This window comes from Aurantimonas aggregata, assembly GCF_010500835.1.
GTDB lineage: Bacteria > Pseudomonadota > Alphaproteobacteria > Rhizobiales > Rhizobiaceae > Aurantimonas > Aurantimonas aggregata.
The window spans coordinates 1-14,561 of the sequence record NZ_JAAAMJ010000041.1; the positions used below are offsets into that span (position 1 = coordinate 1).

Genomic DNA, 14,561 nt, shown 5'->3' on the forward strand with positions numbered 1-14,561 from the left:
CGCCCTTCGGCGGGCCGGAGCAGGTGCTGGCCTATCTCGGCCGCTACACCCATCGGGTTGCCATCTCGAACGCACGGCTCGTCGATATGAGCGATGACGGTCGCGTTTCCTTCCGCTGGAAGGACTATCGGCATCATGGAAAGCCGAAGGTCATGACCCTCGACGCCGACGAGTTCATCCGGCGCTTTCTCCTGCACACCCTGCCGGACGGCGTCCACCGCATTCGCCATTACGGTTTCTTGGCCAATGGCAATCGCGCCGCAAAGCTTGCCCTTTGCCGGACCCTGCTCGATGCTCGCACGCCGAACCCCGCAACCGGACCCGCCAGCAGCCCCGCGACCGGCCTTCCACCTCATCGGTGCCACTGCTGCGGCGGCATGATGCTCGTCATCGGCAGCTTGCCGCGACCGACGCCGAAACGCTCAGCGTTCTGGAACGACAGCTCATGATCGGCATGCGTCCGACATGGCCGAACCGAATTTTCCGACCGCCATGCGCGTCGGCTGGATCTTTCACGCTCGTGACGAACTGCACAATCGCCCACCCCGCGGCAACCGCACGGGCAAGCCGAATTCCCCCGAGGTCGAGCGACCCACCAGACAAGATCTCGGGCTCGACCAATCCGCTTCGGCTGTCCTGCAAACCGCCAAGCGCGCTCAGCGTATCAGACGGCGAAGATACAATCCCCATAGCCAAACCGATCCGCGCGTTCGCTCAATCCGGCTTCAATGAGGTCCTCCCGGACCGCTGAGGAGACAGCCGAGCCGCGCCTGCGGACCTCACAGAAGCCTCCAGATTCCATCAGACGCCGGTTTATGATTCAAGCTCCGGATGGAGCGCTATTTATTAACCGATGCCCAATGGGCGAAGATGGAACCGCATTGTCTGGGCAAGCGGACGGACCCTGGACGCAGCGGGAACGACAACCGCCGCTTTGTTGAAGCCGTTTTGTGGATTGTACGAACGGGGAGCCCTTGGCGCGACCTGCCGGCTTCGTTTGGCAAATGGAACACGGTCTTCATGCGCTTTCGCGATTGGGTGAAAGCCGATGTTTTTATGAGGCTTTTCGAGGCGTGTTCAGATGAGCCGGACATGGAATTCGCCATGATCGATCCAACGCCGCGCACTGCGGGTTGGCAAAGGTTGCCTCGGTCAGCGGTTCGAGATCGCAGACGATCGATCCGTGGTGGTGATTCCGGCGGAAGGCGAAGTCGTCGACGCCGACGACATTCAGGGGATCTGAACGCGGCTGTGCCCGTCGCCGGACCACGCGAAGCAGTGTGTCGTTGCTGACCGGCATCATCAGCCGCTGCGCAAAGCACGCCGCGGGTCGCCCGCCAAGAGCCAGGCCCAAGTGATGGACGATGCATTCCATTCGGCCGGTGCGATGCGCCCGCTCTGACACGACATCGTTGCCGAAGCGTTCGGCGAAGATCTTGCGCCGGCAACTCGTGAGATCGCAGCGAAAGCCCGGCCGGAATGAGCGATGAAAGCGAAATGGCGGTTGGCATGAGGGCGATCTCCCCTTCGGAAAACCGCCAAACGGCCACTAAACTGCATCGGGAATGAGTCTGTCCCAACTTTGCATGCGATTTTATAGCCATGGCTTCACCGGTCAATCCGGGAACGGCACCCTGAGCTCGACCTTCGCGCCCCGTGTCCTGCGGTCCCACAGGTCCCGCGCCGCCTCCCAACGGCGGCGCGGGTCATCGCAAGCGGCAGGAGCCGGGAGCGTCGCTGAAGCGAGCAGGAATCTGATCACCGATCGCATTCCAACGTCAATGCAGGCTTATTAACCAGCGAGTGTTGCGAACTCATCTTCCGAAAGGTCGCCGCTCTCGTCAGCATCCGCGGCAGTGAAGGCATCTTCCGTCACATCCGGCATTGCGGCCTGCACCTCTTCCAAGGTGACCGTACCGCTCTGGTCTGCGTCAACGGTCGCAAAATCGGCAGCCTGCGCAAAGGCAGGAGCGGCAAAGCCCAGAATGGCGAGAGTCGCGAGAATATTCTTCATTGGAATTGCCCTTCTTGTTGCTGTCGTATGGTCAGACGGGCGCTTCACCCTGAAGCCTGTTCATTGTTAGCCCCGCCCGCAACGATCATCAGACGGAAAAATGGTGGAACTTTGCTATAATATTGTCTAATGTATGTTTTTATTTGGTAACTACAAAATATCACTTACATACGATTCCAAACCGATTGGAATAATATTTTATTTCTGTCACGGCGATTACTTAAGTACAATAAATCATCATCATTCGAAAAATTCGTCGGCGGAAGCTAAATATTTCTAATTAAATCCGAATCAAATTTTATTTTAGATCATTTTACAAAAAATGAATGCCGAATTTCAGCAATTATTTCGTAATTGCCCACCCCCTTGCCAAAGGCCCGGATCACTGAATCCATGATCGGATGGAACGCGGTGATTTGCAGCGGCTATCGAAGGACGAACTGATCGATCTGGTGCTGCGGCTGCAGCGACCGGAGAAGACATCGCGAACGTCGTCGAAGCCGCCTGCGACAGACCGCAAGGAGCGGCGAGACAAGGCCAAGCCGGGCGGCGCCAAGCCCGGTCATGAGGGCAAGGCCCGCGCCATGAGCGAGACGTTCGACCGGCAGGTCGACCATCGTCCTGGTCAATGCCCCTGTTGCCGGGCGAAACTCTCTGACGACTTGCCCGCCGAGACGGCAGGCGAATACGAGACGATCGAGCTTCCCGAGATCCATCCTGTTGTCGAGCGCCACCGGCGACTTTCAGTGCGATGCCCATCCTGTGGGGTGCTGGTCGCAGCAAAGGTGCCGGACGCGGCGAAAGGCACGCCCTTCGGATCGCGCATTCATGCCGTGGCGACCTATCTCAAGACGTTCCAGGCTTTGTCCTATGAACGGCTGCAGAGGGCGTTTGCCGATCTCTATGGGCTCACGATCAGCCAGGGCGGCCTGATGAACATGCTAAGACGGTCGCAGACAGCCTTCGTGCCCGAGCGTGACACGGCCATCGCTGCCCTGCGCCGGGCGAAGGTCGTCGCCTCCGACGAGACCGGCGTGCGCATCGAGGGCTCGAACGCCTATCAATGGGTGTTCCGATCGAACGAAGCTGTCGTGCATCGCGCCGCTCCAACCCGGGGCGCCGTCGTCCTGCGCGAGTTGATGGAAGGGCATCGGCCAGAGGTCTGGTGTTCCGATCGCTATTCGGCCCAGCAGGGGCATGGCGCGGCGCATCAGACCTGCCTCGCCCATCTGGCCCGGAATGTCGCCTATGCCGACCAGACGAGCGACGACATGCTGCCGTCGCGACTTCGGCTCTGGCTGAAACGAACCTTTGCCCTGGCCGATGGGATCGCCGATGATGAAGCAAGCCAGGCGGGGGGCGAACTCCTCGCCGCCCTCTTCTTCGCCATCATGTTCGCCGGCTTCCTGCTCCAGGTCGTCTCGCGATACATCTTCAACCAGCCGATCGGCTGGACCTTCGAGCTGTGCGTCGTGGCCTATATCTGGATCGTCTTCTGGTCCTCGGCCTTCCTCCTGAAGGAGCGCGACCACGTCGCCTTCAACGTCATCTACCTCGCCTCGCCGCCGGGCGTGCAGCGATGGTTCCTGATGATCGGCTTCGGGTTCCTGCTGGCGGCGTTCGCGGCGTCGCTGCCCATGACGATCGATTTCGTGACCTTCATGGCCATCGACCGCACGCCGCTGCTGCGTCTGCGCTTCGACTGGGTCTTTGCCGTCTACATCCTGTTCATGCTCGCCGTGATCTACCGCTGCGCCCACGCGCTCCTGCGCGTTCTCGGACCGCGGTGGCGCGAGACTGTCGAAAAGGGCGGCGGATCGGAGACGCTTCTGTGAGCATCGAATTTCTGACCACGCTGGCGCTGTTCTTCGGCTTGTCCGCTTTCGGCCTGCCGATCGCCTTCTCGATGCTCGTCGGCGGGATATTCTATCTCTTCGCGACGGGTCAGGACCCGAGCCTCGCCGCCGAGCAGATGCTGAACGGGCTCTACAACAGCTTCGTGCTCCTCGCCGTTCCGCTGTTCATCCTTGCCTCGAACTTCATGAACGCCGGCACGATCAGCGACCGGCTGCTGCGCTTCTGCCTCGCCTATGTCGGGCGAATGCGCGGCGGCCTCGGCCAGGTCAACGTCGTCACCAGCCTGATCTTTTCGGCATGAGCGGGTCGGCGATCGCCGACGCCGCCGGCATCGGCAAGGTGACGACCGACATGATGACCGCCGAGGGCGGATATCCGCCCGGTTACGCCGCGGCGCTGACCGCCGCATCCGCGGTGATCGGCCCGATCATCCCTCCGTCCATCCCGATGTTGATCTACTCGGTCGTTTCCGGCGCCTCGATCGGCTTCCTGTTCCTCGCCGGCGTGATCCCGGGTCTGTTGATCTCGGCGATCCTGATAGTCGTAAACGACATCCAGGCCCGCCGCCGCGACTTCCCGCGTGACGAGCCGGTGCCCCTGCGTGAGCTGCCACGGGCGACGTTTGAAGCGGTTCCCGCGCTGCTGATGCCCGTCGTGCTGCTCGCCGGCATCTATGGTGGCGCGACGACGCCGACAGAAGCGGCCGCCGTCGCGGCGGCCTATGCGCTGATCCTCGCGGCGGTGTTCTACCGCGCCCTCTCGCCCGCGCGCATCGTCGGGGTGCTCGTCGATTCGGCGCGCTCGACGGGCGTCGTCGGGCTCATCATCGCGGCGGCGCTGGTCTTCAACTACATCGTGGCCAGCGAGAATCTGCCTTCGGTCGTTTCGGGCTATCTGGTCGGCCTCGACATGTCGCCGCTGGCCTTCCTGCTGATGATCAACGTGATCTTCCTGCTGCTCGGCTGCCTGTTCGACGCGACCACGCTGCTGCTCATCGTCGTGCCGCTGTTCCTGCGGGCGGCGCGCGATCTCGGCATCGATCTCGTGCATTTCGGCGTCATCATCGTCGTCAACGCTATGATCGGGCTGATCACCCCGCCCTACGGCGTGCTGCTCTTCGTCATCAGTGGGGTCAACAACATCGCGCTGAAGGAGATCATCGGCGAGATATGGCTGTTCATCGCGATTCTCGTCGCGGCACTCCTCGCCATGACGGTCTTTCCGGAGATCGTACTGTGGCTCCCCCGCCAGTTCGGCTACGAGGGCTGAGCCCGCCGGCGCCGTCTTCAGGAGGAAAGACATGACCCGATCCGTGACGCTCGTTGCCAACGGCGACCTTCGCGAAAGCGCCAACGTCAAGTGCTGGCCGGCGCAGGAAGAGATGGAGAAGGCGCTCGCCGGCGCCCTGGCGCGGTTCGGTGCCGGCGTGGCGCGCGCCCATCCCTTCAAGCCGGAGCTCGGCCACGGCTTCATCGCCACCCAGCGCGAGGGGATCGAGGTCTTTGCCGGCATCGATCCCGACGCGCCGCTGATCGTCGCCGAGGCCGTCTGGTAGTACTCGCAGAACCTCTTGGCCGGACTGATCGGGAATCGCGGCCCGATCCTGACGGTGGCGAACTGGTCCGGGACCTGGCCCGGCCTGGTGGGCCTGCTCAACCTCAACGGTTCGCTAATCAAGGCCGGCGTGCCCTATGCTTCGCTGTGGAGCGCCGATTTCCAAGACGAATGGTTCCTGGAACGGCTCGACCAATGGCTGCGGACGGGCACGGTCGAGCACGATGTCTCGCATGTGCGCCCGCTTCGGCCCGAGGGCGTGGGCTCGGAAGAGGCGGGGCTGGCGCGCACGATCGCAGCCGATCTGCGGGGCCGGCGCTCGATCATGGGCGTCTTCGACGAGGGCTGCATGGGGATGTACAACGCGATCATCCCCAACCAGTTGCTGTTTCCGCTCGGCGTGTTCAAGGAGCGCCTGTCGCAGTCCTCGCTCTATCACGCGACCCTTTCGGTGGAGCTCGAGGAGGCGCGAGCGATCTACGACTGGCTGACCGCGAAGGGCATGGTCTTCCATTTCGGTCCGGACGAGGCGGCCGACCTGACGCAGGGCCAGGTGCTGGACCAGTTGCGCATGTATATCGCCGCCGTGCGCATGGCCGAGGACTTCGGCTGCGAGACGATCGGCATCCAGTACCAGCAGGGGCTGAAGGACCTCTTGCCGGCGTCCGACCTCGTCGAGGGGCTGCTGAACAACGACGACCGCCCGCCGGTGCGCGGCCGGGACGGAGCGATCATCCGCGAAGGGATGGCCATCGTCCACTTCAACGAGGTCGACGAATGCGCCGGGCTCGACGGCCTGTTCACCAACCGGGTCCACCGGGCCCTGGGACAGCCGGTCGAGACGACGCTGCACGACCTTCGCTGGGGCGATGTGGACCGGTCGGGCAGGGTCGAGGATTATGTCTGGGTGCTGGAGATTTCTGGCGCCGCGCCGCCGGCGCATCACCAGGGCGGCTATGCCGGCTCGGATTCGGCGCGCCAGCCGCCGATGTTCTTCCGCAGGGGCGGCGGCACGCTACGCGGCGTTGCGCGCCCCGGCGAGATCGTCTGGTCGCGCATTTTCATCGAGGACGGCCGGCTGAAGATGGATCTCGGCCGCGGCAAGGCTGTCGCCCTGCCCGAGGAGGAGACCGAGCGGCGCTGGAACCTGACCAACCGAGAAAGGCCGATCATGCACGGCGTCTTCTATGGCGTCGGCCGCGACCAGATGATGGCGCGGCACAAGGCCAACCATGTGCAGGTCGCTTATGCGCACGATTCCGACGGGGCCGACCGCACGCTCCTGGCCAAGGCGGCGCTGGCGCACGAGTTGGGGCTCGAGGTGTCGCTCTGCGGCACCGCGGCCGGCGGCCGGCCGCTGCAGTGAACACCTGCGGGCATCCTCGGCATCGCTAATTCTTACCGCAGGGCGAAGAAGGTCGTTGATGACGGCAACGTACAGGCAGCCTTCCCGCGTCGAGACGCAGGAGATTTCGGCACCCCCTTCTGGTTCACCTGGTCGCCGTGCAGTCTTGGTCGAGGAGTTTTGGCGCTACCGAAAAGAGCTTCGGCTTGGTCACGCCGGCAGGGACGGCGGTCGGTCGGCAAGGGCGAGCTTGGCATTGAGGTAGGCTGGGTCTCTCGTAACCTCCGGCCCGAACCACGCCGGCAAATCCAAGGATTGGTCGGTGCTCGGCGCCTCAAGTTCCGCCAGAACCAGCGGCGCGAGAGCGCCGGAGAAGACGTCGACTTCGGCGATCAAATTGCTCGGCGAAAGATAGACGCGATAGCGATACTTTTCGATGAATGAGCCGATGCGGGCTGCTTCGAGTTCGCGCGCGTCCTCTACCGGGATGTCGTACTCGTACTCGCCACGCGACAAGCCTGAACTGGTCTTCAGCGTCAGGATGGCGCGAGCCATCGATAATTCGGACGCGTGACGAGAAGTCGGACCGGACGGTCAGGTAGAATTGTCGGATTGCGGTCTGTTCGTCAGAGGCATGCAGGCGCCATCTCGGATCAACGATGCGGAACTTTCGTTCGATCTCGGCTGCCATTATCCTGATACGCGCGAAGGGAACCATTGGTTTCCTCTTATGGTGCAGCTTGCCGACGCCGTGCGCTATCGCCCCGGAAGCGGCTTAGGCGGTATCGACGTGCGTCGGCCACGAACTCAGATTGAGGCTTCACGACGCATGGAAGTTGTGGGGATGCGGGTGTTCGAGGCGACCGCCGCGAGAATGGACGGCAATACGGAGAGACCACCAACCACCACGCTCTGTACCCAGCCGTGGACCAGCAGACGGGAGAGGAGCGTGGCGCGGCGAACCTGCGAGCCGACATCCGAAGCCAAGCGCTGCTGGAAGTGGTTCGCCGAACCGCCGGCGAGGGCGCATCTGGCAGCGAGATGTGCGCTGTGCAGTGCGATCGACATGCCTTCTCCGGCGAAGGATGGGATGACGGCCGACTGGTCGCCGAGATGCCAGCACTTCGCCGCGGTCTGCCTCACGAACCCGTAGGGAATAGAGGAAATCGCAACCGGCCGCTCTTGGACGGCAGTCGCATCCTCGAGGCGCCGGGCCAGATGCGGGCAGTCCCGCCCAATCTCGCTGAGGAGCACCTCCCACGAATTGCCCGCCTCGGCGAAGCGATCCTTGCGGACCAGCAGGCAGAGATTGGCGCACCCGCACTCGATCGGCTCCAGCCCGCCATAGCCGCCGGGAAACAGGACGAGCTCGACCCGCCGGGCGATCTCGCCGGTCTGTTCGGCGTTCAGCCGGTAATGCAGCTTCAGACCGATAAGGTCGTTCTGGCTGCCCGGCGGCCGCTTCCATCCGCGCAGATCGTGCTTGCCCGTCGCGATGAAGATGTCGCGGCCCCGCAACTCCTGCCCGTTCGCAAGACGCGCCGTCCAGAGCCCTCCGTTTTCGGCAAGTGCATTGACGCTCGAGCCGCGAATGATCTCGGCGCCGGCATTGCCGGCCCGCTGGATCAGCGCTTCGTCGAGCCGGCGGCGCGACAGGCTGAAGGCCGGGAAGGGCAGGGGAGAGACGATCATGTCCCGGCGGGCCGCAAGGCCCACCGCGTCGATCGCAACTGCGCCGAGATCCTCGGGATCGAGGCCGAGCCGGCGGAGGTAGAAGACGGCCTCGTGGCTGAGAAACTCGCCGCAGACCTTGTCATGCGGCCCGCTCTCGCGCTCGACCAGCGTGACGTCGCGGCCCGCTCCCGCCAGCATCTGCGCCAGCGCCGGCCCGGCGAGCCCGCCGCCGATCACAACCGCATCGCGGATGCGGGTCATTGCCCGAGAACCCGCGAAACGCAGAGGCGGAAGGGCATCCACCAATCGACCGCCGTGCCCTCTGCCGGGATCTTCGCCGCCTCGATCAGCGCTCGCCAGTCCTCGGCGACGAAGCTGCGCGTGATCGAGATCGGCCCGTCATTCTGGACGAAGCGGTGCAGCCGCATGGCGCGCGAGGCGGCGGCAAAGAACCGGTATGGCAGCTCGTGGCGGTGGAGATCGTTGACGAACCAGCCGATCGCGGCAGTCTTCTCCATCCAGACCAGGAAGCGGACGAGCGCGGCATCGTCGAGGTGATGGGTGAAGAGCGAACTGATCACCACATCGGTTCGCGTGTCGGGCCGGAAGTCGAAGACATCCATCGTGCGCCAGACGACGGGCACATCGGGCGGGGTCGCTTCGCGGGCCGCCTGTTCGGACCAGAGATTGAGGTCGATCCCCGTCAGCCGCACCGGGACGCCGCGCCGGGCGGCCCATTCGGCGACGCAGCGCAGCATATCGCCGTAGCCGCTGCCGACATCGACGATCTCCACGGGGCGCCCCGTGGGCAGGCGGCCCGACTTTGCGAGCTTCTCGAAATAGGCGATCGTCGGCCGGGTGGCGAGCGTCAGGCGGTTGACCCGTGCCAGATCCACGAGGCATCCGCGGAATGTGGCGAAATCGCAATCCTCCGTGTCCATCAGCTCGGGGGTCTTCGCCCGGTGGGAGAAGTCGATCGCACTCATCAGTTCAGGCCGCGGCGCTGAACAGCATGGTCTCGGCGACGAGACCCGGACCAAACGCCATTGCGCACCCGTTTTTGCCGGCATGATCGTCCCGCAGCATGGCTTCCAGGACGAAAAGGATCGTGGCCGACGACATATTACCGTAACAGCGCAGCACCTCACGCGAGGGGGCAAGCGCCTTATCAGGAAGCTCCAGCGCTGTTTCGACCGCGTCGAGCACCGAGCGACCGCCCGGATGCACGGCCCACAGATCGAATTCGCCGACCGCGCGATCGAGGAGCATCCGCGCCGTGCCGGCCCGCAGCCCCTCCGCGATTCCCGCCGGCACCGCTCCCGAAAGCACCATGTCGAAGCCGAGGTCGCCGATATTCCAGGTGATGTGCTCTGCCGTCTGCGGCACGAGGACCGCGTGGAAGGCGTCGAGCGCGAAGCCGTGGGGTTCGGCCGTCACCAGCGCCGCGGCGCAGCCATCCCCGAAGATCATAAAAGTGAGCACCTGCTCCAGATCGCCGCTCTCCTGAAGGTGCAGGGTGCACAGCTCTAGGCTGACCAGAAGGACGCGGGATTGCGGCTCCGACCGCACGATGTGGCGGGCGAGTTTGAGGCCGTTGATGGCGGCATAGCAGCCCATGAAGCCCACAACGGTGCGTTCGATCGATGGGACGAGGCCGAAGCGCCGGATCAGCTCGAAATCGACGCCGGGCGCCGATAGGCCCGTACAGGAGATGACGATCAAATGGGTGAGGTTCCCCGGATCCTCGATCTCGAGCGCCTCGACGGCTCGGGAGGCCAGCGCCGGCGCTTCGATCTCGTAACGCCGCATCCGGTCGGCCGTCGAGGGGAAGTTGCCGAAAGCGTAGAAGCCTTCGTCGTCGAGAGCAGAACCGGAACTCGCCCCCGAGGCCGCAAGGCAGGACCAGCGATGATCGATCTGCCCGCGCCTGGCCATGCGGCGGAACGCGGCGTGGCCACGCTTGTCCTTCAGCAGCCTGTCGGCGAAACCGACAAACGCCTCATGCACGTCGTTGGGGGGAACCGCGGTCGCAATCCGGTTGAGATAAGCAGTGGTCAAAGACGCTCCGGTGCTGCTTTGAGGATGAACTCGTAGGGCAACCGACGCTCCGGTGTTTAGTTCCATTCTGGCTTGGGAGGAGCGGGCAAATGCCGCAGACTCATCTCGAAGACACGCTAGCGGCCGACAGAGCGAAAGCAGACAACTCCACAGGGGCCTTGGCGATGGATATGCGAACGCGTGAACTCTACCGCAGCTCGAATGGCGACGAATGGTTTCTGGCGACAGAGGCGGGTTCCGAGCGTGTCCATGTGCTGCACAGGGCGAATATTTCCTCCGGCGGGCGGGAAAGCAGGATCGGGATCGGTGATTTCCTCGGCCGGGGCGCAAGCGGGCCCGAGCATCAGGAACTGCTCCGGCTGATCGCGACGCTTGTCTGAGACCCTTGAGACCGAGAAGACCCGTTCGGGCACAGAAGCGAACATCCTGGTCGTGCGTTCACTCGCGAAATCCGTTCCAGGCGACCGCCGGCTGTTCGCCGGCCTCGAGCTTTGCGTCGCGGCGGGCGAACTGGTGGCGATTGTCGGCGAGTCCGGCGTCGGTAAATCGACATTGCTCAACATCCTCGCCGGCCTGGACGACAGCGATTCCGGCGAGGTGCAGATCGAGGGCATATCGCTGCAGGGCCTCGACGAGACGCAGCGCACCCGCCTTCGCCGGCAGCGCATCGGCTTCGTCTTCCAGGCTTTTCACATCCTGCCCTATCTGACGCTCCGCCAGAACGTCGCGCTGCCGCTCGCTCTGGTCTCGGCCGACGCGGCGGCGATCACCGGGCGTGCCGACGCGATGCTGGAGGCGGTCGGCCTCGGCGCTCGCGGCGACGGCTACGCGCGGGACCTGTCCGGCGGCGAGCTGCAACGGGTGGCGATCGCCCGCGCCCTTATCCACGAACCGGCGCTGATCCTGGCCGACGAGCCGACCGGCAATCTCGATACCGACACCGCGGCCAAGGTCCTGCGCCTGTTCGCCGACGCGGTGCGGCCGTGACGCCGAGCCTCGTCGGGCAACGCACCAGCGGCCCGGACACCGGCGCCGGCGCCGTCTTCGACCAGAATGCGCTGTTCCTGTCCCGCGGGGCGCTCGATGCCGCCGGTGCAGCGATCGGCGACACGCTGACGGTGAGCGCCAACGGGCGCACCGTGGCGCTGGAGATCGTCGGCGTGCTTTCCGGCGTCGCCGAGGGCGAGGCCATCGGCGTCATCGACATCGCGCTCGCGCAATGGCGCTTCGATCGCCTTGGCACGCTCGACCGGCTGGACCTGAAGCTCGGCGACAGGACCGCCGCCGAGGCTGCCATGGCCGAGATCCTCTCCGACGACGTGGTCCTCGCCAGCGACGAGACGCAATTGGCACAGGGGAGCGCGCTGTCGCGTGCCTACCGGGTCAATCTCGATATGCTGGCGCTGGTGGCGCTCCTCACCGGCGGTTTCCTCGTCTTCTCCGCGCAGTCGCTTTCAGTGGCACGGCGCCTTCGCGCCTTCGCACTCGTCCGGACCTTGGGATTGCCGAAGAGCGGCATCATCGCGGTCGTGGCACTGGAAGGGCTGGTGATCGGCATCGTCGGGGCGCTCATCGGTCTCGGCGTCGGCTACGCTCTCGCGGCCGCCGCGCTCGGCTGGTTCGGCGGCGATCTCGGCGCGGGCTACTTTCGCGGCAGCGACATCGGCATAGTCTTCCAACCGTTTGCCGCGAGCGGGTTTTTCGCGCTCGGCGTGGCGGCCGCCATGGCCGGCAGCATCCTTCCCGCCCGCGCCGCCTCGAAGGCCGCTCCGGCGGCGGCGCTGAAGAACAGCGGCGACATGATCGATCCGCGTGCCCGCGTCCCCTGGAAGCCGGCGGTGATCCTGATGGGGACAGGGGTGGTCGCCGCCCTCATGCCGCCCGTCGGCGGTCTCCCTGTGTTCGGCTTCGCCGGCATGGCGCTGCTCCTGGCCGGCGGGGTCGCCGGCGTTCCCTGGCTGGCGCGGCAGCTCCTGGCGCCGCTCGTCCGGCGTGGGAGCCGAAGCGTGCCCGGGCTGCTCGGCATACGACATGTGCATGGCGCACCCGGCGAGGCGGCGGCGGCCCTGTGCGGCATCGTCGCGAGCACCGCTCTGATGATCGCGATGGCGACCATGGTGACCAGCTTTCGCGGCGCGGTCGACGAATGGCTCGGCGAGGTGCTCTCCTCCGATCTCTATCTGCGCACCGAAGGAATTGGCGGCTTCGACCCGGACCAACAGCTGCGACTGGCGAGCGTCCCGGGCGTCGGGCGGCTCGAGTTCAGTCGGCAGATCCCGCTGACCGTCGCACCCGACCGTCCGCCGGTTGTGCTGATCGCTCGGTCCATCGATGCGCAGAGCCCCGACATGTCGCTCGTCCTGATCGAAGAATCGCCATCGCCCGTCGGCAGCGACATACCGGTCTGGGTCTCGGAGCCCGCTGCCCGTCTCTACGACTGGGACGTCGGCGATGCCATCCGCCTCCCCATCGGCGGCGGCCGATCTTTCGGTGTTGCCGGGATCTGGCGAGACTATTCCCGCCAGCAGGGGGCGGTCGTGATCCGCAGGGTGCTCGCCGCCCTCCATTCAGGCTCGGCTGCTTCATAGGCGACTCGAAAATCCCAGACCTCGGCCTGGATGTTGGGCGCTTGCGCTTGGCCCGAATTGGTTTTTCGAACGACGGGGCTATAACGGACACCCATGTGATCGATGCGACTGCGCTGGGACCTGCTATCTCCAGTCGCGCTGACTGACCCTGGCTTTGGCCGCATGTCGCCGCGCGACATTGCGGAGCGGCTGCCTAGGGATCGTCATGCGATCCTTCAACGTTGACGGGCCATGTTCGAATCCACCGACTGGTCCCCTGATCCCTACATTGTCGTGCTGACGGGCATGGGATTTCTCATCGCGCTCGTCGCATGGCTGCCGATCGCTTTAAAACGTCTGCCGCTGTCGCTTCCGATCGTCTGGATCGCGCTTGGGGCCGGGCTGTTCGTGATCCCGCAGGTGAGCGACGAGCCACTGCCGGTCGCTTATCCGGAATTCACCGAGCGCTTTACCGAATTCGTCGTCATCATCGCGCTGATGGGCGCCGGTCTGAAGCTCGACCGGGTCTTCAACTGGCGGCGATGGGCGGTGACGTGGCGCCTTCTCGCCATCACCATGCCGCTCAGTATCCTCGCCATCACCGTCCTCGGCGCGTGGTTCATCGGATTGCCGTGGTTCGTCGCGTTGCTCCTGGCTGCAAGCCTGGCACCCACCGATCCCGTCCTTGCCGCAGACGTTCAGGTCGGGCCGCCTAAATCGGGTAAAGAGGATGAGGTCCGTTTTGGCCTCACCTCCGAGGCGGGGCTGAACGACGGCCTGGCTTTTCCCTTCGTCAACCTCGCGATCGCCCTCGGCCTTGCCGCGACCAGCGGTAAGCCATGGCTGTTCGACTTGCTGACCCATAGCGTTCTATGGGAAATGCGCGCCAATGCCAATCATGATCGCGCGCAGGACGATGACGCCGAGTATGCCCCAGAACAGCACCCGGTGCTGGTATTGCCGCGGCACGGCGAAGAACCCGAAGATCAGCGCGATCACGAAGACGTTGTCGAGCGCCAGGCTTTTCTCGACGACGAAGCCGGTCAGATACTGGATGCCTGCTGTCTCGCCGAGCTGCCACCATATCGCCCGCAAAGCGCTCATCCAGAGAACGGCGAAAGATGGCAGTTGTTCGCTGCCAAGGTAAAGCCTTTTATAAAACAGAACGATATATTTACATATATCTATTTTCTAATACCATCGGTCTCCTCTACATATGGAAGGGTGCTCACCATACTGGCAAAAAGAGACGATTAGTGCACCCACCGACTGTAGCAGAAGCGCAGCAAGGAGTGTTCAAGCAGCGCTGGTAGAATGAACCTGCAACATGTCTTGCCTCGGACACGTTGGAATCGTTGACACCTGCTAGCCCGCATTATGCGTCATGGCTGGCGGGCCTAGCCCAAGCCTCTGATCCGGCGTAGTTTTTGGGTGCTGACGCCAAAAACTCCAGATCGGAGGGACCATGCCCGCCAAGGACGAGACTACGCCG

11 protein-coding genes and 7 pseudogenes are annotated in these 14,561 nt (G+C 64.2%); 11 read left to right on the forward strand and 7 right to left on the reverse strand.

The window, feature by feature from the left end; translation table 11 throughout:
- Nucleotides 1-449: IS91 family transposase (locus tag GTW51_RS22255; protein ID WP_203566254.1), on the forward strand; the 449-nt coding region annotated here is incomplete at its 5' end.
- Nucleotides 450-870: 421 nt separating this feature from the next.
- Nucleotides 871-1,008: pseudogene (locus GTW51_RS24730) on the forward strand (transposase); the annotation flags it as partial.
- A gap of 151 nt (nt 1,009-1,159) precedes the next feature.
- Here GTW51_RS24730 and GTW51_RS22265 read toward each other — a convergent pair.
- A pseudogene (locus GTW51_RS22265) lies at nt 1,160-1,447 on the reverse strand (ISL3 family transposase); the annotation flags it as partial.
- A gap of 345 nt (nt 1,448-1,792) precedes the next feature.
- The gene (locus GTW51_RS22270) at nt 1,793-2,014 is read right to left on the reverse strand and encodes an EF-hand domain-containing protein (RefSeq protein ID WP_163046230.1); all 222 of its coding nucleotides are present in this window, start codon (nt 2,012-2,014) and stop codon (nt 1,793-1,795) included.
- A 401-nt stretch (nt 2,015-2,415) separates the two neighbouring features.
- Between GTW51_RS22270 and tnpC the strand changes: the two are divergent.
- The 5 genes and pseudogenes from tnpC to GTW51_RS22285 form a co-directional block, all read left to right on the forward strand.
- Nucleotides 2,416-3,363 (forward strand): annotated as a pseudogene (tnpC, locus tag GTW51_RS22275) (IS66 family transposase); the annotation flags it as partial.
- A 42-nt stretch (nt 3,364-3,405) separates the two neighbouring features.
- Nucleotides 3,406-3,849 (forward strand): TRAP transporter small permease, encoded by a 444-nt coding sequence (locus tag GTW51_RS24210; RefSeq protein ID WP_246233356.1) that lies wholly within the window; start codon nt 3,406-3,408, stop codon nt 3,847-3,849.
- Nucleotides 3,850-3,920: 71 nt separating this feature from the next.
- Nucleotides 3,921-5,140: pseudogene (locus tag GTW51_RS22280) on the forward strand (TRAP transporter large permease).
- A 31-nt stretch (nt 5,141-5,171) separates the two neighbouring features.
- Complete coding sequence (locus tag GTW51_RS24215; RefSeq protein ID WP_246233352.1) at nt 5,172-5,426, forward strand: hypothetical protein; 255 nt, start codon at nt 5,172-5,174, stop codon at nt 5,424-5,426.
- A 15-nt stretch (nt 5,427-5,441) separates the two neighbouring features.
- Nucleotides 5,442-6,791, forward strand: a complete 1,350-nt coding sequence (locus GTW51_RS22285) for a fucose isomerase (protein WP_246233353.1) — start codon at nt 5,442-5,444, stop codon at nt 6,789-6,791.
- Between the two features lie 189 nt (nt 6,792-6,980).
- Here the strand turns inward: GTW51_RS22285 and GTW51_RS22290 are convergent, their stop codons facing one another.
- The 4 genes from GTW51_RS22290 to GTW51_RS22305 form a co-directional block, all read right to left on the reverse strand.
- Nucleotides 6,981-7,325, reverse strand: a complete 345-nt coding sequence (locus tag GTW51_RS22290) for a CYTH domain-containing protein (RefSeq protein WP_246233354.1) — start codon at nt 7,323-7,325, stop codon at nt 6,981-6,983.
- 252 nt (nt 7,326-7,577) lie between these two features.
- Complete coding sequence (locus GTW51_RS22295; RefSeq protein WP_163046232.1) at nt 7,578-8,705, reverse strand: NAD(P)/FAD-dependent oxidoreductase; 1,128 nt, start codon at nt 8,703-8,705, stop codon at nt 7,578-7,580.
- Complete coding sequence (locus GTW51_RS22300) at nt 8,702-9,430, reverse strand: methyltransferase domain-containing protein (RefSeq protein WP_163046233.1); 729 nt, start codon at nt 9,428-9,430, stop codon at nt 8,702-8,704. The genes GTW51_RS22295 and GTW51_RS22300 overlap by 4 nt, the downstream gene beginning before the upstream one ends.
- A 4-nt stretch (nt 9,431-9,434) precedes the next feature.
- A complete protein-coding gene (locus tag GTW51_RS22305) occupies nt 9,435-10,568 on the reverse strand; it encodes a type III polyketide synthase (protein ID WP_203566255.1) in 1,134 nt (377 codons plus the stop codon).
- Nucleotides 10,569-10,591: 23 nt separating this feature from the next.
- Here GTW51_RS22305 and GTW51_RS22310 point away from each other — a divergent pair, with 23 nt between their 5' ends.
- From GTW51_RS22310 to GTW51_RS22325, 4 genes and pseudogenes are all read left to right on the forward strand, one after another.
- On the forward strand, nt 10,592-10,882 hold the full coding sequence (locus GTW51_RS22310) for a hypothetical protein (protein WP_246233355.1): 291 nt from the start codon (nt 10,592-10,594) through the stop codon (nt 10,880-10,882).
- 52 nt (nt 10,883-10,934) lie between these two features.
- A pseudogene (locus GTW51_RS22315) lies at nt 10,935-11,441 on the forward strand (ABC transporter ATP-binding protein); the annotation flags it as partial.
- Nucleotides 11,442-11,485: 44 nt separating this feature from the next.
- Entirely contained in the window at nt 11,486-13,090 is a 1,605-nt protein-coding gene (locus GTW51_RS22320) for an FtsX-like permease family protein (RefSeq protein WP_163046234.1), read from the forward strand.
- Between the two features lie 285 nt (nt 13,091-13,375).
- A pseudogene (locus tag GTW51_RS22325) lies at nt 13,376-13,891 on the forward strand (cation:proton antiporter domain-containing protein); the annotation flags it as partial.
- 60 nt (nt 13,892-13,951) lie between these two features.
- Here the strand turns inward: GTW51_RS22325 and GTW51_RS22330 are convergent.
- A pseudogene (locus GTW51_RS22330) lies at nt 13,952-14,155 on the reverse strand (TerC family protein); the annotation flags it as partial.
- Nucleotides 14,156-14,561: the final 406 nt, after the last annotated feature.